Here is a 20,228-nt window from a genome sequence, read left to right as displayed (position 1 = left end):
ATGGGTTTTAGCATGATTGTGTGGTTTACAAAAGTCTATTCATTTTTAGTTTTTTCTAACTCATCTGCTTCGCTCAAAGCAATGGCAATGGCTTGTTTTCGGTCGGTTACAATTATATCTGTTTTGCCCGAATGCAATTCGCCTTCTTTAAATTCATGCATTACTTCGGCAATCTTTTTTTCAGATGGCGTTTGTTTTTTCTTTTTCATGGCTCAATTATATGATTTTTATGGAAATTCGGTAGGTTTTGGCAATTGGTAAGGTGGATTTTCAGTAGGTTCCTGTTGCGGATTTTCAATTGGGTTTTCCTCTGGATATATTTTAGGAGCAATCGGGTCGAGAAGTGGCTCTATTTCTGAAGGTTTTTCAGGAATTGGAAACCCAATTGGTTCTTTTATTTGATTATCTACTCTTTTATGTTTCATTATATTTGTTTTTTTTAGATAAACTCCATTAACCAAAGGTCTATATTATTGAAAATAAAAGTGTTATATAATTGCAGAAAAGAGTTACATCATTTACACATTTATCTTTAAAATGTTTTTGATTTTCTTCATAAAACTTGTCTCGTTTTTCTCAGTTTCAAGTTCACCAATCAAAAAGCCATAAGGTTTTAGTGGTTCAATATGGTCAAAAATAATTTTTAAAATAGCTGTTAGCGGAATGGCAAGAATGATACCTGGAATCCCCCAAACGAGGTCGCCCAAAACCAAAGCAATGATGGTAAACAAAGGATTGATTTTTACTTGTGGTCCTAAAATAAGCGGTTCTAATACCCAACCTTGAATAAATTGTACGATGCCGTAAGTAATCACAATACCGCCCAACATCGAAAATTCTCCCCCATGCAAAGCAGCGATTAAAACTGTGAGGGTTGTACCTGTAATATTGCCAACAAATGGCACAATCTCTAACATACCGCATAAAACAGCAAAAAAGACTGGATTTTTTACCCCTAAAAAACTAAAACCTATGCCATACATCACCCAAAGACAAACTATCATTTTGGAAAGTCCCACCAAATATTGTTGCGAAACATTGGTGGCACTACGGAGAACTTTTTCCATTTCACCAATTTGAGCCGACACCGTGAGTTTTAAAAAGAAAGTTTTGATATGTACACGAGAATATAGCAGGAAAAAAACATAGGCTAAAATCAAAATAAGATTCGTAACAATATAAGAAACCGACCCTAAAGTTGATTGCATGATATTGGTCAGTGATGGCTGTTCAGCTTTTAAGATTTGAGATTGTTTTTCGACCGAAATACCCAAGTGATTGAATATATATTCCTGCATACGAGTGCCTGTTGTGATGGTCTTTTCTTTGATAAGAGCAACATCATTGAGTAGTTCTGAAATTTTCCATGTAAGAATGGATACAAGTGAGGCAAAAATAACGACTAAGACTAAAAGACAAATAAATGCGGCCAATCCTCTGGGTAATTTGTTTTTTTCTAACCAATTAGAAAAAGGTAAAAAAAGGGTTGCTAAAATCCCTCCAATAGACAATGGCATCAAAAAGTCTTTGGCAAAGTATAAACCCGCAAAAATGAGAAATAGCAATAGTAGCTTCTTTATAACTGATGAAATACTTGTGGTCATGTTTGTACTTTTTATATTTTTAAAGATACAATTTTAATGGTTTTTCGAAAAAATAATTTTGTAAAGTTGTACCACTACTAAAGGAATTAAACTGGCTAAAATCGACACAAACCAAACCTTCGTAGGAAGTTCAACTAAACTCAAAACCAAACGCATTTGGGGAGAAATATAAACTAGCACCATAAATCCTGTACAAATTAGCACCGCCAACCATACAAATTTATTCTTAGTAATATCGTTCATCCATAATTTTGAGCTTAACGAAGACATATTAAATACATGAAAAAGTTGAGCAAATGCCAAAGTTATAAAAGCCACATTGTTTGCTACTTTATTGTCAGGTGTGATGATTTTTTGGCAATAAATGACGGCAAATGCCACCGATAATGTTATCGTAATGGCGTAAATCATAATGGCAATCCAGTCTTTATTTTCAATAATATCTTTCTTAGGACTTCTTGGTGGTTTTTTCATATTGGTCCTATCGCCTTTGCCCAAACCAAGAGCCAATGCCGGAAATACGTCCGTTACCATGTTCAGAAACAGAATTTGTAAAGGAAGTAAAATAGCCGCTGGAGCAAGAAATCCTAATAAGGTTACGATAAAAATTTCACTTAGATTGCAAGAAACAAGGTAAATAACAAATTTTTTAATGTTTTGAAAAATAGCTCTCCCATGCGAAATTGCTTCTACAATGGATTTAAATTTATCATCTTTTAATACAATACTTGCCGTTTCTTTGGCAACTTGCGTCCCTCGAAGCCCCATTGCGATGCCGACATCGGCTTTTTTCAAGGCGGGGGCATCATTTACACCATCGCCAGTCATGGCTACAATATTTCCTGCTTTTTGATAGATATCGGCAATATCCAATTTTTGTTTGGGTGTTGTTCGGGCAAAAACCGCCGTAGAAAGTATCTTTTTCTTCCATTCAGTTGTCAAAGATTTCATTTCTGGCAAATCTTTTCCTACAATTACCTTTTGTTCAGTTTCTTCCACTAAACCTACTTTTTTGGCAATATTGAGAGCCGTTAATGGGTGGTCTCCCGTAATCATCACTACTTTTATACCTGCATTTCGGCAGGAAATAATCGTTCCTTTGATGTCTAAACGAGGTGGGTCAAGAAAACCAATCATTCCAACATAAATCAACTCCTTCAAGAAATCATCTTTATCAATATCTTTGCCATCTTTGTACGAAAATGCCAAAACCCGTAAGCCATCGGCAGCCATTTTTTCGGATGCTTCTAAAATCGTGTTTTTTTCTTTTTCGTCTAAATCTTTGATGTTTGTACCAAATTGTATTTTGTTACATTTTTCCAATAAGTGTTCTACCGAACCTTTTGCTGCTACAAAATTTCCTTCAGAGCTTCTATGCAAAGTACCCATTATTTTGGTATCAGCACTAAAAGGCACTTCGGCAATCCGTTCATATTGTTTTTTAAATTCTTCTGAAGATTGCCCCGATGAGTCGGCTAATTGAAGCAATGCGATTTCGATGGGGTCGCCTTGTGGTTTCTTTTTTGCTTCATTTTTAATAATGGCATCGTTGCATAATGCTCCGACTAATCTCAGTTTTTCAAAGTTTGCTTGACTTTTTTCGATTGCCCCGTTTTCAAATTTTAAGGTATTATTATCAATACTTACTTTTCGATTTTCTTCTGGAAAAGAAAAAGTTTCTACATAAATCTTATTTTCTGTTAATGTCCCTGTTTTATCAGTCAAAATAACACTTGTACTACCCAAAGTTTCTACCGAAGAAAGTTTTTTGACGATGGCATTTCGCTTTGCCATCAACAACATTCCATAAGCTAACGCCACCGTTGCCACAATGGGCAAGCCTTCGGGAAATGCAGCAATTGCCAAAACTATCGAAGTTTTGATAATAATTACCCAATCTTTTCCTTGAACAATACCCGTAATAGCAAATATGGAGGTTAAAATCAAAGTTAGCCAAATGAGTTTTTTGCTTAAAACGTTGAGTTTTTTATCAAGAGGCGTAGCTGTTTCTGTCGAATTTTCGACCAAAGATGTAATTGTACCTAATTGCGTGTGTTCGGCAATTCCTGTAATGATAGCTTTACCATTGCCATTCATTACCGATGAACCTTTAAAAACCATATTGAATTGGTCGCCGAGTTCGGTATCTTTCTGCAATTGCTCTATATTTTTTTCGGTAGGAAGCGACTCACCAGTTAATGAAGATTCATCACATTTGAGTTGGTTTACCACTATCAAGCGACCGTCGCCAGGAATCAAATCACCAGCTTCTAAGACAATAATATCGCCCAATGTCAAATTTTCAGAAGGAATCTCTTCTACTTTTCCCTCTCGGATCACTTTGGATTTTATTATATCCATTTCTTTCAAGGCATTCATGGAGCTGCGGGCTTGCATTTCCATCAAAAAGCCAATCAAAGCATTGACCAAAATAACTACCAAAATAGCAACAGCCTCAATATAATCTTGAAAATATAATGATACAGCTGCACCAAATATCAACAAATACACAATCGGGCTTTTGAACTGTTCAAGGAGAATCAGCCACATACTTTTTTGTTTTTGGCTTGTATAAACATTTAGTCCAAATTCTTTCAAGCGTTTTGCTGCTTCCACTTTACTTAATCCAGTATCGGCATTTGTTTGAAAAATATCTAAAACTTCGGCAACTGAAAGCGTATGGGCATCATTGGCTAAATATTTAATTTTCATGTGTGATTTTATTTCTGCTAATTCAATTATTCAAATCACTTCCAGCTAAAACAATTTTGAAAATTGTTTTACAACGCTGCTTTTTCTTTTTTCTTAAAAAAGCGTCTCAATAGAAAATTATGTTGCAGAGCTTCAAGGTCTTCATCGAGTTTTTTACTGCTTGCTTCCAAGTTTTTTAGCGTTATTTTCATAGAAGCTGCCGTTTCCGAATCATTCAATAGTACGCCTACGGCATTATCTTTTTGGTTGAGTTTATCGCTGACGGTTTTTAGATTTGCGGTAAACTTTGTTACAGAATTAGATGCTTCATTGAGTTGTGCCAAAGTTGCTTTTACACTTTTATAAACAACAGTATCACTGGCAAGGTCATTGATCGAATTGCCTTTTTTGGTTAGTTTGCCCGAAAAATCTTGCAAATTGGCCAAGACATTTTTACTTCCTTCCGAAACTGTTTTCAAATTGGCAAGTGTTTCTTGCAGGTTATCGGCCGCAGAGCTTAGTTTTTTTGCAATCGTCGGGTCGTTTATTAAGGTCGCTAAAGTACCTTCTCCACTATCAATTTTTTTTGTGATACTCTTGAAATCTTTGGTTATTTCAAGCAAATTTTTATTGTTTTCTTGTAAAGTTGCCAACATATCATCGGTACTGGTGGCTTTTTCTACACTTAGGAAATCATCTTTTTCGACTTGTGGTTTCTTGGGGTCACCGCCATAAATAATGACAATTTTGTTTCCAATTAAGCCATCCGAACCTATTTTGGCTTTGGCATCTTTATGAATATGTGCTTCGGCATCTCGTTCAATATTCATCGTAACTTGCACTTGTGAGTCGCCATAAAAGCTAATTTTCTTTACAGTACCTACTTTTACGCCCGAAAACCAAACATTTCCGCCCGTTAGCAATCCTCCAACATCATTGAAAATGGCATTAATGGTGAAAGTTCTTACAAAAGTTTTTTTCTGTCCACCCAAAGTAAAAATGGTAATAACCAAAATAGCTAAACCCAGAAATATAAATATTCCGACGATTACGGGGCGATTATTTTTTAATGATGTCATTTGTCGTTGATAAAATTATAGTCATAAAAAGTTTTTACACTGGAATCTTGTGAACTAAAAACTTCATTAAAACTACCTGTGGTTAAAAATTCACCTTCCATCAAAATAGCTACTCTGTCTGCTGTATTTTTAGCACAAGTTAAATCATGAGTGATAATGATAGAACTTGTATTGTATTGCTTCTGTACTTTGATAATCAGGTTATTAATTTCAATACTTGTGATAGGGTCAAGGCCTGAGGTTGGCTCATCATAAAGCATAATTTCAGGCTTCATAATTAAGGTGCGAGCAATGCCAATGCGTTTCCGCTGTCCGCCCGATAATTCCGAGGGCATTTGGTTAATGGTTTGTGGTAAACCCACTTCATTCAGTACCTCTTCGATGGCACGATTAACTTCATTTTTGTTTAATTCACGCTTATTTCTTGTGAGTGGAAATGCCAAATTCTCTCGAACAGTCATGCTATCATACAAAGCACTGTTTTGAAAAGAAAACCCTATTTTTAATCTCAACTCTCGCAATGCTTTAGGGTCAAGTTTATCTACTTCTTCACCAAATACTTTTACAACACCACTATCGGGCTTTAGCAAACCTGAAATAATTTTAATCAAAACCGACTTTCCAGTACCCGAACGCCCCAATACTGCCAAATTTTCACCTTTGAATATTTCAATATTAACTCCATTAAGTACGGTCAAACTACCAAAAGATTTCTTTAAATCTTTGATGGAAATAACTGTTTCTTGGTTATTGATATTGCTTGCTTTATTATTCATTATTAATTGAATATCTATTGATTATCAGCACAATTAATCATTTAAAATTTATCATTAAAACTCACCTTATCGCATTAACAAATTGAACAATAATCATTTCTTCTACAAAAATTAAAAACATTGACACAACTACCGCAGCATTGGCTGCTCTTCCTACGCCTTGTGTGCCATTCTGGGCGAAATACCCTTGATAACATCCCGCTACGCCAATGGTAAAGCCATAACAAATAGCTTTAAAAATAGAGGAATTTATATCTAAAAAGGAAATGGTACTAAAAGCACTTTTCACGAAAGCAGCAAAGCTGGTTTGCTCATTCTGGTGAACATTTATGTATGAACCAAGCATTCCAACCAAGCCAGAGTATAATGTTAGAACTGGTAGCATAAAAGTGGTAGCAATGACACGACTAACAACCAAAAATTTAAAAGGATTAGTCGCAGAAACTTCCATCGCATCAATTTGCTCGGTTACTTTCATCGAACCTAATTCTGCACCGATGTTAGAGCCAACTTTTCCTGCCGCAATCAAGGCTGTAACTAAGGGAGCTAATGCCCGAATGATGGCAATAGAAACCAATGAAGGCAACCAAGAACTTGCTCCAAATGTTGAGAGAGAAGGGCGAGATTGCTTGGTGAAAACGATACCAATAATAAAACCAGTTAAAGAAATTAATGACAAAGACCGATAGCCAACATTATAGCATTGATTGATGATTTCACGCCACTCGAAAGGGGCAGAAAAAGCTTCTTTGAAAAACAAACCAATAAATTTAAAAACATCATTTATTTCCAAGAAAAAGGCATCCACACCTTTGGAGATAAGATACTTTTTTTTCGGTAAAATGTCTGGTTTTTCTGAATTTGGCTTCATTTACTATTAGTTTTCGATACTGGAGATAAAATCGATAAGAATTTTATTAAATTCATCGGGTTGTTCAAGATTTGATAAATGTCCTGCATTTTCAATGATTTGTAATCTTGAATTCAGAATTTTCCCATACATAAATTCGGCTTGAATAGGTGGTGTAACACTGTCTTCTTTGCCACAAATGATGAGCGTAGGTACTGAAATCTGATTGAGCGAAGCACACATTTCAGAGCGTTGTGCCAAGGCTGCCAATGTTCCTACAACTGTTCTTTGCGATGTTTTGAGAATAACATTTTTTATGGTTTCGACTAATTCCTTTTTGTTATCCAATGAATTTTGACAAAAGACATTTTTAATAAATCCATCGGCAAAATCTTTCAATCCTTCGGCTTCTATTTGCTTGATAGACTTACCACGTTTTTCTTTTGCTGCTTCGGAGTCGGCAATACATTGTGTATCACTCAAAATGATGGCTTCAAATCTATCTGAAAAACGATGTACAGCATTTAGCAAAATATATCCGCCCATCGACAAACCACAAACAATTGCCTTTTTTATGGACAAAGTGTCCATAAACTTCACTAAATCATTGCTAAATAAGTCTATGCTTTCTTGCTCATCATTGGTAATTGATGCTCCAAAACCTCTAATATCATAAGCAATAACTCGATGCCTTTTCTTTAGAAAATCTATCTGTGGTTGCCATGAAGATTTGTCGAATGGGAATCCATGAATGAAAATGATTGGAACTTCGCCCTTACCAAAATCATCAAAACTAATGGTAGTCCCTTCTATATCAACTGTATTATGGTCTTTCCTTGTCATGGTTTTTAGTTTTGAAGTTTAATCTTTAAACCTTTAATTTACTCTCCAAAAATCTCTTTAGCGAGCTTTTTATCCAGATCATATATATCATTCCGGAAATTAAGCTGCCCTGAAATATCAACCCATGCTGTAAAATAAGCAATGTAAACGGGTACAGTTGGCCGCACCATGATATTAGTCATATTGTCGGTTTTCAGAATATTATCTACTTTTTCTTCGTTCCAACTGGCATCTTTTCGGAGTAAATAGAGTGCTAATTTTCGTGGTTCAGAAACCCTGATACAGCCATGACTGAAAGCTCGTTTTGATTCTCCAAAAAGCCCCTTTGAGGGTGTATCATGTAAATAAATACTGAAACTATTCGGGAACAAAAACTTGATTTTGCCGAGAGAATTGTTTTTCCCAGGTTTTTGTCGATAAACACCATCCACAATTTCCATATTATTTCTTGCCAAATAATTAGGATTTTGACTTATTTTAGGCAAAATTTCATTCTTGACAATGCTTGTAGGCACGTTCCAGTAAGGATTTAGTACAATTTGTGACAGGTTTCCTTTAAAAATACTTGTTTTTGTAGCTGCTTTCCCAACTACTACATTCATTTGCCAAACTTGCTTTTTGTTTTCAAAAATATGCAGCCTAAATTCTGGAATATTGACCAGCAAATACTCATTTTCCATTTCAACAGGAATCCAACGTAGGCGTTCCATATTGACCATCATTTGTTTAATCCTGACGTCAATCGGTTTATTCAATTCAGCAATTGTCGCAAGGTTTATCTTTCCATTTTCTAACAAGCCCATTCGGTGTTGAAAACGTTGCACAGCTCTTACCAAAGAGTCTGTAAAATATATCGTGGTATCATTTATTTTAAAATCACCCGTCAAAAGCAAATGCTGTTTCACATTTACTAAACAAGTATTGCTATCGCCTACTACCAAGAGTTTTTTGTCGGTAATGACCGTCGGTAGTCCACCCTTTTTCTGAATAGCACGATACTGTCTTAGCTTTTCTTTTAAAAGGATGTAATATTGATTGACAGGCTCTTGAACATTTTCGCCTTTAGTTAACGAAACCAGCGAATCAAGTAAAACTTGGTAATTTTTCTTTTTTCGTGGAATAAACCATTCAAGGTCGATTGGATCTTTTGTTGTGCCACTATATGCTTTTTCGGTATATTTAAAGAAGGTAGTTGTGAGCAATAATTCTAATTGTCGGATACTGTTTTCTTGCAAAAGAAACTTCTTTTCATCTGTTTGGGCAGCCATAATCAAAGAATCTAAAAGATTGTTTTTTAGGCTACTATCTGCAAAATCACGGCTATAATTTTGTAGCTGGCTATAAAAATTAGGAACGGCGTGAGTTAAACCACCTTTATTGAGCCACGCAAATTGATAATTACGTCTGGTATAAAATTGATGTACTTCGTTTTGGATCGAATCGGAAGCAGCGGAAGTTTTGAAGAAAGTGTTGATAGCTACACTATCAATCAATAAATCAGTAAAGTTTTGAGATGAATACACACTTTCATCAGCCAAAACTACCTTCTTTTTGTTTTTTTTCTTGTTGCATCCTGTCATTGTTAGCACAATAAACAAACAACTTAGAAAGGTAAAATTTCTAAGGAAAACCCCACTTTGTGAAAGATTTTCCTTAGAAAAAAAGTTTTTAACTATGTATATATAGTAAGCTACCATTGGCTAATACAGGAACTACCTGCGGAATAAGTTCTTGTGGTAAAGCTGGACAACCAAAGCTGCGACCAAGCCGACCATGTTGTTGAATAAACGATGTACTCACATAAGTAGCACCATGAATAATAATTTCTCGGCGGCGAGCATTATCGTTGAGACCTTTTTCTAAGCCAAATAATAACAATGCTGAACCATGTTTTGGACTTTGGATTTCGTTTCCAACCAAATAAAACCCCAAACTACTTTGGTGAGATTCCATTTTATTAGAAAACGAATGAGCAATATTTTCACCTGATTGCTTACCATGTGCTACCAAAGATGAAAATAACAACTTTTTCTTGGCAATATCAATGACAAAAAACCTTTTTACATTCGAGGGTAATGCAAAGTCAACAATGGTAACAATTGGTTTGGCAGGGTGAAATTTTTCAAAACCAGCTAAAGACTCTTTAAAGGCATCATAATTGACTACTCCTGCGAGTTGGCAATCGGCGTAAAGGCATTGTATTTCGTCAGCTTTAATAACAGCTTTGACATCTGATATGGGAGATTTTGCAAAAAAAATATTAAGCAATAAAGAAACTACTTGGAAGCTAATCAGCATAATTTTGTCGATTTCATGAATATTGTTTTATTATTAACAACATTATCGACTAAATCATTGCCATTATGACTAATTATCTTCCAAGTGCAACTATTATTATTTCTTGTCAGCACTCAACAAATCATAAAATTGGTCAAGTTTCGGCATTAAAATGATACGTGTACGACGGTTTTTTGTACGACCATCGGAAGTATTATTACTTGCTAAAGTATTATATTGACCACGACCAGCAGCAATCAATTTATTGGGGTCGATATTAAAATTTTGTTGCATCATTCTCACCACCGAAGTAGCACGTTTGGCACTCAAATCCCAGTTATCGACAATACAATCGGTATTGATTGACACATCATCAGTATAGCCTTCTACCATTACTTCAAGTTCAGGTCTTGATTTGATGATTAAAGCAATCTTTTCTAAAACAGCATTTGCCTTAGGAGATATTTTAGTACTTCCTGTGCTAAACAACATTTTGTCAGAAATATTAATAAAAACTACTGTTTTATCAACTTTTATTTCTACGTCTTTGTCTTCAATGCCATTTTTCAATACACTTGTAAGATTGACAGCTAAAGCTAAATTAATCGAATCAGCTTTCGTGCGAGCAGCTTGAAGCAAATAAATGTATTTGTCTTTGGTGGCTAATTGCGATAATGTTTTGTCAATATTAGCATTGGCTTCTTTCGATAAAACAGTTAAATTACCTACGGCATCTAATTGTTTGTCACGCAAACCCTTAAAGTCTGCGATTTGCATTTTCAGTTCATTGATTTGCATATCACGTTGCTGAACAGTACCAAGTGTTACATTTTTTTGGTTTTCAGCTTCTTGCTGCATTCTCGACATACGCTCCAATTTGTCTTTGTAGTCTTGCACAGTATCACCACATTTTACTAAATCATTTTCTGATTTTTCATAACGTGTTTGCAATTCGGTTAATTTCTTCTTGGCAACGCAAGAAGTCAGTGATAGCCCTATTACTAAAACTGATAAAAGTTTAAAAGAAGTTTTCATATTAAGTTATATTGATTTAGATGAATAATATTATTTATAAGATTTTTCTATTTCGAGAGGCTATTTAATTCAAATACCTTCTCAAGACCCACGCCGCTGTTTCGTGTTGTTCCATTACGCCAGTCAGAAAATCGGTTGTACCAGCATCGTTATTTATTTCGTCGCAGGTTTCAATGTCTTTTCTTAATTCGACAATCAATGATTCGTGGTCATCCAATAACTCTTTCAACATTTGTTTTTGCGAAGGATAAACATTCGGCGATTCTTTTAATCTGGTGCGTTCGCCAAATTCTTTCATTGTACCGATGGTTTTGCTACCGAGTTTTCCGATGCGTTCGGCTATTTCGTCAATGGTTTCTTCCAATTCGGAATATTGAGCTTGAAATAATTTATGGAGTTCCATAAAACTTTCTCCCGATACGTTCCAATGAAACTTTCTTGTTTTGGTATATAAAGTTACTTCGTCTGATAAAATGACTGAAAGTAAGCTAACGCTACTATCTAAACGTTCTTGAGTTATGCCGATTGATGGTTTCATGATTGATGGCTATTTCGTTTTTTAATAAATGAAAAATTGTAATCTTCTGGATTTCCTAAAAGGAATCCCCAAGGTTTTAAAGGTTCGATATGATCGAAAATGACTTTGATAATAGCTATCAAGGGAATCGAAACAAACATTCCTGGAAAACCCCACAAAGCACTTCCTGCCAAGACAACAATAATGGAGATTAAGGCATTTATTTTTACTTTTGATGCCACTACTTTTGGCACAATAAAATGATTATCGACAAACTGAATCAACATATATGATGCAACCACAAGCAAAGCATAGTTAGGTGATTTTGTTACCAATGCTATAAGCAATGGAAATGCTACAGCCAGAATACCGCCGATAAATGGTATTACATTGATTATCGCTCCCATCACTCCAAACAAAATAGCATAATCAATACCTAGTATCAACAATGCCGTTGAATCTAATACTGCAATAATGAGGGCTTCTAATAAAAGGCCCACAAGGTAGCTTTGTATGATTTTTTTAGTAGCAGTCAATACTTCGCTTACTTCTTCCGATTTATCAGCACTGAAAAGTTTATGAATAAATGTAATTAAATGAGACTGGTACACAAGTATCATAAAAACATAGACAGGAATCAATAAAAGTACCACAAGTCCGCTTCCTGTATTAAGAATTGTTTGACCTATCAAAGAGCTACTGCTATTCAGAATCTCAGCTGTTTTTTGATTAATCAATAGATTGATTTTATCTTTACTAATACCGAAATGCTGGGAAGTCCATATTAGTGATAAATCAGCTAATTGATGAAATTTTGTCAAAAACTGAGGAAAAGAGTCACTAAACTGCATCATTTGTACAGTAAGCAAGGTGATAATCAGAGAAGCAATAGCAATAAAAACGATAAGTGTAACCGCAATAGCTATCACTCGATTGATTTTTTTCCTGACAAAAAAATTCACAATGGGGCTTAGTACAATGGCTATGATGGTTGAATAAATAATGGGTACGATTATCCTCTGAGTAATAAATAGCATTGAAACAAAGGCAAATAAGCCAATGATGATTAATGCCATTTTTGCATAAAAAGGAAATTTCAGCATCGTCTTTATCTGTTTATTTTAAGTTCAAGATTTAGCTACATTGCCCTAAAATGACCCAAATGATTACAAACACAATGATTGTTCCAAAGCAACCTCCGCCCAATTTTTTGGCTCCATAGCCTGCAATGAGTCCTCTAAATATATTATTCATGTTTTTTTAATTTAAAATAAATTATCGCCATCGACTGTGTTTCCAGTAGTAGCCTCTTTGTGTTGATTTCCATTCTCCTTGCGTATAATCACGATTTCGGCTGGGAATTGTCCAGTAACTATCTTGCCGAATGTATGTTTTTGTTTGGTTATTCCAAACCCAATCGCCATTTATCCAAATATGCTTATTGCTTGGGCGATTAGGTCTGGAAACTTCAAAGTAAGTAGGTCTTACCGAAACATAAGCTGGTTTACAGCTATTTACAAATAGTCCGAATGTAATTAAGCTCATTAAAAAATAAAACTTTTTCATGGACTTAATTTTTACGATTCATCCTTAGTTGTGCGTACAAGCCCAATGCCTGAAACAAAAAATATAAGCCCAATAATGCCATACGTAATCAATGATTTAACATTATGTGTTCCGCCTGATGTACCTACAAATAATGTAGCGGCATAAATAAGTCCAACTATGCCGAGTACGGTAAGTAATGCTCCAAAGATTCTTTTGATATTCATTCTCTTTTTATTTAAAGATTGTATTCTGATGAAAATTGCTTTTAAAGTGTGTTCACTTTATACTTATACGCGAATATTCATCATAGAGCTAAAGATACCAAATACCCTGAGTAGCCAAATAATGATAACTACTACTACTACAATATTAAGAATTTGCTTAATTTTTCTATCCATCGGGATATAATTATTGACGAGCCACAAAAGGATTCCTGCAATAATTAATACGACTAAAACATTAAATAGGGTCATGATTAGATTGTTTAAATTTGTGTATCAAAGGTAGGCTACTTAGCTAAAAGATATGTTACACAATTTGGAAAAAGAGTTACATTATTCACACATTTGGGCATATCTAAATAATTTCTAAGAATCACTTTTTCTACTACTAACAATAACAACGATACCTCCAATAAGAAGCACAACGCCAACAATTGGCGACCATGCAACAGGATTGTCTTTTTCTTTCGTTATTTGTATTGCTCCTATATCAACCACTTTTTCAGTTGTTTTAAAATTGAAACTATTGAAGGCAATCATCACTATTCCTATGATGATAAGCACAATTCCTATTACTTTTGATTTCATGTGTTTGCTATTTTGAGGTGTATTTTTGTATATAAAATGAGATTATTTACTTCTTTACAAAGGTGAGTTATTTCGAAAATTTATTGTTATACAATTTTTTAAAAGAGTTATATCATTCACACGTTTTTTGCAGAATAAGCCAGTAACTTCGTTATAATGACCCCTAACGGCGAAAGTTTACACGATACGTATAATAGAACCGTGCCTTATTATCAACAAGAAATTGAGCCTAAATTAAAGGCTGGCAAAACATTTTGCTTATGTTCATGGCAATAGTTTAAGAGCCTCAAAAGGTATTATTAGTAAAAGTAAATACACCAATTAATCTATCACGCGTGTATATTTTTGACGAAAATTTGAAAATTTTAAGCATAAATTATTGATGACCTTACTCATTAAGTCAAAAGTTTAAGCCTAAATACCTCTTTTACCATTTATTTAACACTACCTTCGTTACAAACCGTAGGTAAATATGAAAACTTCTTCCCCTCCAAGTAAAACAAAGGTTCTTTCTCCAAAAAAAGTCATACCTAAATCCAATGAAAATGAAGAAGAAAACATAAAATCCAATAAAATAAAAAAAACAACGCCTAAAAAAGATGCAAACGCCTTTACGGTAGTTGCCATTGGAGCTTCGGCAGGTGGGTTAGAGGCCATCACACAGCTTTTACAAAACCTTTCGCCCAACACAGGCATGGCGTATATCGTTGTTCAGCATCTTAGTCCCGACCATAAAAGTATGCTTACGCCACTTTTAGCGAAAGTAACTGCCATGAAAGTCCATGATATTGATGACATGGAAAAAATACACCCCGATAATGTATATGTGATACCATACAATCAAGGCATTGAGGTAACCGATGGACATATCAAATTAATCCCTCGCTCGAAAGGAGGTGTGGCGATTTCAATAGATGTGCTATTTTCATCTTTAGCCGAAACCCACAAAGAAAATGTTATTGGCATTGTGCTTTCAGGTAGTGCCAATGATGGCACTCAAGGTCTAAAAGAAATAAAATTGGCTGGTGGAATTACTTTTGCACAAGATGATTCTGCTAAGTTTACAAGTATGCCGCACTCAGCCATCGCTGAAGGTGTCGTTGATTTTATTCTATCGCCCATGGAAATTGCCATTGAATTGACATGGATGAGTAAACATCCCTTGATAAGGCGAAATATTGTCAAAACTACTCCTGAAGATGAAATAGAAAATAATAACCCTGATTTGAGAATCATTTTAGAGTTATTGCACAAACGTAAAAATGTTGATTTTAGTGATTATAAAATGAATACCATTAAGCGACGAATTCTTCGTCGGATGTTGATTCATAAAATAAAAACAATTGATCAATATGCTGAATTGCTCGTCCAAAAGAATAGTGAAGTTGATGTTCTTTATCAGGATTTGTTAATCAATGTCACTGAGTTTTTTAGAGATACAGAAGCTTTTTTGCTTTTAAAAAAGACTATTTTCCCTCGTTTGCTCAAAACTAAAGCAGAAGGCGAAACACTACGTATTTGGATAGCTGCTTGTGCCACAGGCGAAGAAGTATATTCGATTGCCATGACTTTGCTCGAAATACAGCAAAATAAAGCAATCAATATTCCTTTCCAAATTTTTGCTTCCGACCTTAGTGCCGAAGCCATAAGCGTTGCTCGTAATGGTGAATATTCTCTTAATCAGCTTAAAAATGTTTCCCCTAAACGCCTTCAGCATTTTTTCATCAAATCTAAAGATAAATACCGTATCGCCAAGTCGCTACGTGATGTATGTGTATTTGCTCATCATAATATTTTGAATGATCCACCCTTTTCTCGCATGGATTTTATCAGTTGTCGTAATTTTTTGATTTATTTGGATACCCCCGCTCAGAAAAAAGCCATTGCTACTTTTCATTATGCCTTAAATGAGGGAGGATACTTGATGCTCGGTAAATCAGAAACCATCGGTACATCGACATTGTTTTTTAATGTTATCAACAAAAAATTTAAGTTCTATACTCGTAAAAAGAATTCGGGTTCAACTAAAATTCCTGAAATTTCAACCCGTATTGCAAAAATAAACTTACCAACTGTCAATCTTTCTTTGAACGTAATTCCCAAGAAATCACCTTTATCTTCTAATAGTAATCTGGGAAACGCTTTTGATGCCATCCTCCTCGCCCAATATGTTCCTGCCAGCGTTATCATCAATTACGATTTAGAAATTTTGCAATTTAAAGGACAAACATCTCTATATCTCCGAAATTCTTCGGGTAAAGCAAGTTTCAATATTTTGAAAATGGCTCACCTCGAAATCACTTTTGAGCTACGAAATGCCATTCATCACGCCATAAAAACCAAACAAATTGTTCGTAAATCAGGCATTGAGATGAACCGTGATGCAGAAAAAAATATATTTCAAATTGTAAATATAGAAGTTTCTCCACTCAAGATTGAAGGCGAAGAACCATTATTGCTTGTTGTCTTTACTGGACAACCAATGGAACTACCTGCATATCCCCTGACAGGAACAAAAAATAATTCTATTGCTAAAGACCGTAGAATAAAAAAATTAGAAGAAGAATTGGCTGCTGCCCGTGCCGATATGAGTTCGATTACGCATGATCAAGAAGCTGCCAACGAAGAATTACAAAGTGCCAATGAAGAAATCATTTCAAGTAATGAAGAATTACAGAGCTTGAATGAAGAGTTGGAAACTTCAAAAGAAGAAATTGAATCAACCAACGAAGAGTTAACCACCAGCAACCAAGAATTGCACGCCAGGATTCAGCAAATTGAAGAACTTTATAATTATTATGAAGGAATCATTGCCACTGTTCATGAGCCTGTACTGATTCTTGATAGAAACATACGAATAAAATCAGCTAATAAATCATTCTGCAAAATGTTTCAAGTAAATGAAGATGATATTACAGGAGTTTCACTCTATAAATTAGGAGATAATCAATGGAATATTCCTCGATTACGTGAACTTTTAGAAGACATTGTACCTAAAAATGTCCATTTCCATGATTTTGAAGTTGAACAAACATTTCCTGCCATAGGTCAAAAAACAATGTTGCTCAATGCTCACCGAATTGTGCAGGAAAGTAAAAATGAAGAGTTAATCGTGCTAACTATTGCCGATATTACAGAAGTAAAAAGATTAGCCATTGAGCTTGAAGTTAAAAAAAAGAAAGTTTTAGAAATAAAATTAGAAGCTGAGAAAGCAGCCTTGAAAGTGGTTGAAGATAGTAATAAACGATACAATATTTTGCTAATGCAGTCGCCTTTTGCTTTTGCCATCTTACAAGGCAAAGAACTGGTGGTTACGCTTGCCAATGATAGTATAAAAAGAATGTGGGGAAAGGGTTCAGATATTGAAGGAAAAACCTTGATAGAAATATTACCCGAAATCAAAGATAAACCTTTTATTGATTTACTGGGTGACGTTCTTAAAACTGGGATTCCTTATCAAGACTATGAGTCGCTTGTTCAATTGAAACGCAATGATCAATTAGAAGACGTATATTTCAATTTTGTTTATCAGCCCTATTATGAATCTGACGCAACGATTTCTGGCATTGTAATTATTGCTGATGAAGTAACTACTCATATCATTACAAAAAACGAACTGATAGAAGCCAAAAACAATGCTGATGTAAAAACCCAAATTGCCGAAAATGCCGTAAAAGCTAAGCAGCAATTTTTATCGAACATGAGCCATGAGATTCGTACGCCAATGAATGCCATTCTTGGATTTACGAATGTTATCTTGAAAACGCCTATAAATGACTCGCAAAAAGAATACCTCAATGCAATTAAAGTATCGGGAGATGCTTTGGTTATTCTAATTAATGATATTTTAGACCTTGCTAAAGTGGATGCTGGTAAAATGACATTCGAGCAAATACCGTTCAATTTATCGCTTTCGATTGATACCATGATTCAATTATTTGAAGCAAAAATCAATGAGAAAAACTTAGCGTTTAGTAAAGAATTTGATGAAACAATTCCATCAATTCTTATAGGTGACCCGATGCGTTTACGACAGATTATTCTCAATTTATTGAGTAATGCCGTAAAGTTTACTTCAGCAGGAAAGATTACAATTGGTATTAGAAAATTGAATGAAAATGCAGACAAAATAAGTATTGAATTTACTATAACAGATACTGGGATTGGTATCTCAACAAACAAACTGGGCAATATTTTTAATAATTTTGAACAAGCATCAACAGAAACCAGTAGTTCTTATGGAGGAACAGGCTTGGGGCTCGCCATAGCCAAGCAATTAGTCGAATTACAGGGAGGAAAAATTAGTGTTAATAGTGAACTGGGTAAAGGTTCGACTTTCAGTTTTGTCTTAGATTTTGATAAATCTCAAGCAAAACAAGAGACAGAGAATGATTCAAATTTACATCAAAATACTAATTTTATCGAAACTAACCTAAAAAACATAAAAGTTTTAGTGGCTGAAGACATGGCACTAAACCAACTTTTAATAAAAATTATATTAGCTGATTTCAACTTTGAGGTCGATATTGCAGAAAATGGCAAAATTGCCATTGAAATGCTTGGTTCGCTTTCGCTCAGTGACCATGATTCGGTTGGTCAGCGAAGCCGAACCACAGCACCATACGATATTATTTTGATGGATTTGCAAATGCCCGAAATGAATGGTTTTGAAGCAACGGCGTTCATTCGCAATCAAATGAATTCTCAAATCCCTATCATTGCTCTCACTGCCGATGTCACCACTGTTGATATTGACAAATGTGCCACTGTGGGTATGAACGATTATATTTCAAAACCGATTGACGAAAAATTGCTTTACAGCAAAATAATCAATTGCTTGAAAAAAACGGAATAAGTAAAAATAGTTTAATGCAATAGAGAATCGTCAGGTAACTGCTTGGCGATTGATACTAAGCAATCTTTATTTCTTTAGTTAGATACACTTCCTGTACAGCATGTATCAGCTCAACACCTTCAAAAAATGGCCGTTGGAAGGCTTTTCTACCCATAATCACGCCCGCACCACCTGCACGCTTGTTGATTATTGCCGTTCGTACTGCTTCCGTCAAATCCGATGCTCCTTTCGATTCTCCACCAGAATTTATCATGCTAATTCTTCCCGAATAACAATTTAAAACCTGATATCTACATAAATCTATTGGATGGTCGCTACATAGCTTGTCATACATAAGAGCATTTGCCTTACCAAATTTTATTGTTGTAAATCCTCCATTATTGATTGCCATTTTTTGCTTAATAATATCGGCTTGAATAGTTACGCCCAAATGATTTGCTTGTCCTGTGAGGTCGGCAGCAGTATGATAATCAACACCATCTTTCACGAAAGCGTCATTTCGAGTATAACACCACAAAATAGTTGCCATACCTAAGCTATGAGCTTCTTCAAAAGCCTTGGCAACTTCTATCATTTGTCTATCAGATTCGGCTGAACCAAAATAAACAGTTGCACCAACGGCCACAGCTCCCATATTCCAAGCATCACGCACACTACCAAACATAATTTGGTCAAATTTATTGGGATAGGTCATTAATTCATTATGATTGAGCTTTACCACAAACGGTATTTTATGTGCATATTTTCTCGAAAGCATCGCCAAGCCACCCATTGTTGAAGCCACAGCATTACAATCTGCTTCAATGGCAAGTTTTACAATGTTTTCAGGGTCAAAATAGATAGGATTGGGCGAAAAAGAACTCCCTGCGGTATGCTCAACACCCTGGTCAACAGGTAAGATGGAAAGATAGCCCGTACCTCCAAGTCGGCCATGTTGATAAAGTTGAGCCAAACTTCTGAGTGTTTGTCCATTTCGATTACTTGGCAAGAAAAAATCATCAACATGGTTGGAGCTTGGTAAATTGATTTGTTCTTTTGGAATGGTTTTACAAACGTGATTTAACAAATTTTCTTTGTCATCACCGAGTAAATCTAATAGTTGCCTTATATTTTTCATCTTCTTGTCTATTTAAAAAACTACGAATTTCCATATTTTTTAAAGAACCAAACTTTTAATATATCTGCCGTAACAATATATACGACAACTATCAACAACATAGAAACTAAGTAAATGAATGGTAAAGGTACTAAGCCAATATCATCAGCGAAGGGCAAATATGGTAGAGAAATTGTAAGAATTAAGCCAATAATGCTCAAAATAAATAAAGAATTAGTTGGTTTGTT

At 34.9% G+C, this 20,228-nt stretch carries 19 protein-coding genes; 1 reads left to right on the top strand and 18 read right to left on the bottom strand.

Features of this window, described 5'->3' with window-relative positions:
• Positions 1-35: 35 nt before the first annotated feature.
• The 17 genes from ACQUQZ_RS02270 to ACQUQZ_RS02190 form a co-directional block, all read right to left on the bottom strand.
• Positions 36-209: a DUF6496 domain-containing protein gene (locus tag ACQUQZ_RS02270; RefSeq protein WP_435353090.1), complete on the bottom strand. Its 174-nt coding sequence runs from the start codon at positions 207-209 to the stop codon at positions 36-38.
• A gap of 18 nt (positions 210-227) precedes the next feature.
• Positions 228-425 (bottom strand): hypothetical protein, encoded by a 198-nt coding sequence (locus tag ACQUQZ_RS02265; RefSeq protein WP_435353089.1) that lies wholly within the window; start codon positions 423-425, stop codon positions 228-230.
• 93 nt (positions 426-518) lie between these two features.
• The gene (locus ACQUQZ_RS02260) at positions 519-1,604 is read right to left on the bottom strand and encodes an AI-2E family transporter (RefSeq protein ID WP_435353087.1); all 1,086 of its coding nucleotides are present in this window, start codon (positions 1,602-1,604) and stop codon (positions 519-521) included.
• Between the two features lie 33 nt (positions 1,605-1,637).
• Entirely contained in the window at positions 1,638-4,316 is a 2,679-nt protein-coding gene (locus ACQUQZ_RS02255) for a cation-translocating P-type ATPase (protein WP_435353085.1), read from the bottom strand.
• Between the two features lie 68 nt (positions 4,317-4,384).
• Positions 4,385-5,374 carry an MlaD family protein gene (locus tag ACQUQZ_RS02250; protein ID WP_435353084.1) on the bottom strand — a complete coding sequence of 330 codons (990 nt, stop codon included), beginning with the start codon at positions 5,372-5,374 and terminating at the stop codon, positions 4,385-4,387.
• Positions 5,371-6,150 carry an ABC transporter ATP-binding protein gene (locus tag ACQUQZ_RS02245; RefSeq protein ID WP_435353083.1) on the bottom strand — a complete coding sequence of 260 codons (780 nt, stop codon included), beginning with the start codon at positions 6,148-6,150 and terminating at the stop codon, positions 5,371-5,373. Before ACQUQZ_RS02245 ends, ACQUQZ_RS02250 begins: the two co-directional genes overlap by 4 nt.
• A 61-nt stretch (positions 6,151-6,211) precedes the next feature.
• On the bottom strand, positions 6,212-7,021 hold the full coding sequence (locus ACQUQZ_RS02240; RefSeq protein ID WP_435353082.1) for an MlaE family ABC transporter permease: 810 nt from the start codon (positions 7,019-7,021) through the stop codon (positions 6,212-6,214).
• A gap of 6 nt (positions 7,022-7,027) precedes the next feature.
• Positions 7,028-7,843, bottom strand: a complete 816-nt coding sequence (locus ACQUQZ_RS02235; RefSeq protein WP_435353080.1) for an alpha/beta fold hydrolase — start codon at positions 7,841-7,843, stop codon at positions 7,028-7,030.
• Between the two features lie 38 nt (positions 7,844-7,881).
• Complete coding sequence (locus ACQUQZ_RS02230; protein ID WP_435353079.1) at positions 7,882-9,423, bottom strand: L,D-transpeptidase family protein; 1,542 nt, start codon at positions 9,421-9,423, stop codon at positions 7,882-7,884.
• An 88-nt stretch (positions 9,424-9,511) separates the two neighbouring features.
• A complete protein-coding gene (locus ACQUQZ_RS02225) occupies positions 9,512-10,141 on the bottom strand; it encodes a murein L,D-transpeptidase catalytic domain family protein (RefSeq protein ID WP_435353077.1) in 630 nt (209 codons plus the stop codon).
• A gap of 96 nt (positions 10,142-10,237) precedes the next feature.
• Positions 10,238-11,155, bottom strand: a complete 918-nt coding sequence (locus ACQUQZ_RS02220) for an OmpA/MotB family protein (RefSeq protein WP_435353076.1) — start codon at positions 11,153-11,155, stop codon at positions 10,238-10,240.
• Positions 11,156-11,219: 64 nt separating this feature from the next.
• Positions 11,220-11,693 (bottom strand): Dps family protein, encoded by a 474-nt coding sequence (locus tag ACQUQZ_RS02215; RefSeq protein ID WP_435353075.1) that lies wholly within the window; start codon positions 11,691-11,693, stop codon positions 11,220-11,222.
• Positions 11,690-12,775 carry an AI-2E family transporter gene (locus ACQUQZ_RS02210; RefSeq protein WP_435353074.1) on the bottom strand — a complete coding sequence of 362 codons (1,086 nt, stop codon included), beginning with the start codon at positions 12,773-12,775 and terminating at the stop codon, positions 11,690-11,692. The genes ACQUQZ_RS02215 and ACQUQZ_RS02210 overlap by 4 nt, the downstream gene beginning before the upstream one ends.
• 172 nt (positions 12,776-12,947) lie before the next feature.
• Entirely contained in the window at positions 12,948-13,238 is a 291-nt protein-coding gene (locus ACQUQZ_RS02205; protein ID WP_435353072.1) for a hypothetical protein, read from the bottom strand.
• A gap of 11 nt (positions 13,239-13,249) precedes the next feature.
• Positions 13,250-13,444 carry a hypothetical protein gene (locus tag ACQUQZ_RS02200; RefSeq protein WP_435353071.1) on the bottom strand — a complete coding sequence of 65 codons (195 nt, stop codon included), beginning with the start codon at positions 13,442-13,444 and terminating at the stop codon, positions 13,250-13,252.
• A gap of 63 nt (positions 13,445-13,507) precedes the next feature.
• The gene (locus ACQUQZ_RS02195; RefSeq protein WP_435353069.1) at positions 13,508-13,693 is read right to left on the bottom strand and encodes a Thivi_2564 family membrane protein; all 186 of its coding nucleotides are present in this window, start codon (positions 13,691-13,693) and stop codon (positions 13,508-13,510) included.
• Positions 13,694-13,807: 114 nt separating this feature from the next.
• Positions 13,808-14,029, bottom strand: coding sequence for a hypothetical protein (locus ACQUQZ_RS02190; protein ID WP_435353067.1), 222 nt, complete (start codon positions 14,027-14,029; stop codon positions 13,808-13,810).
• A gap of 472 nt (positions 14,030-14,501) precedes the next feature.
• Between ACQUQZ_RS02190 and ACQUQZ_RS02185 the strand changes: the two genes are divergently transcribed.
• The gene (locus ACQUQZ_RS02185; RefSeq protein ID WP_435353066.1) at positions 14,502-18,884 is read left to right on the top strand and encodes a CheR family methyltransferase; all 4,383 of its coding nucleotides are present in this window, start codon (positions 14,502-14,504) and stop codon (positions 18,882-18,884) included.
• Positions 18,885-18,939: 55 nt separating this feature from the next.
• Here the strand turns inward: ACQUQZ_RS02185 and ACQUQZ_RS02180 are convergent, their stop codons facing one another.
• Positions 18,940-20,001, bottom strand: a complete 1,062-nt coding sequence (locus tag ACQUQZ_RS02180) for a class I fructose-bisphosphate aldolase (protein ID WP_435353064.1) — start codon at positions 19,999-20,001, stop codon at positions 18,940-18,942.
• Positions 20,002-20,228 lie beyond the last annotated feature (227 nt).

It is taken from the genome of Emticicia sp. SJ17W-69 (assembly GCF_051209875.1).
Classification (GTDB): Bacteria; Bacteroidota; Bacteroidia; order Cytophagales; family Spirosomataceae; genus Emticicia.
This window is presented reverse-complemented; position numbering and strand designations above follow the sequence as displayed.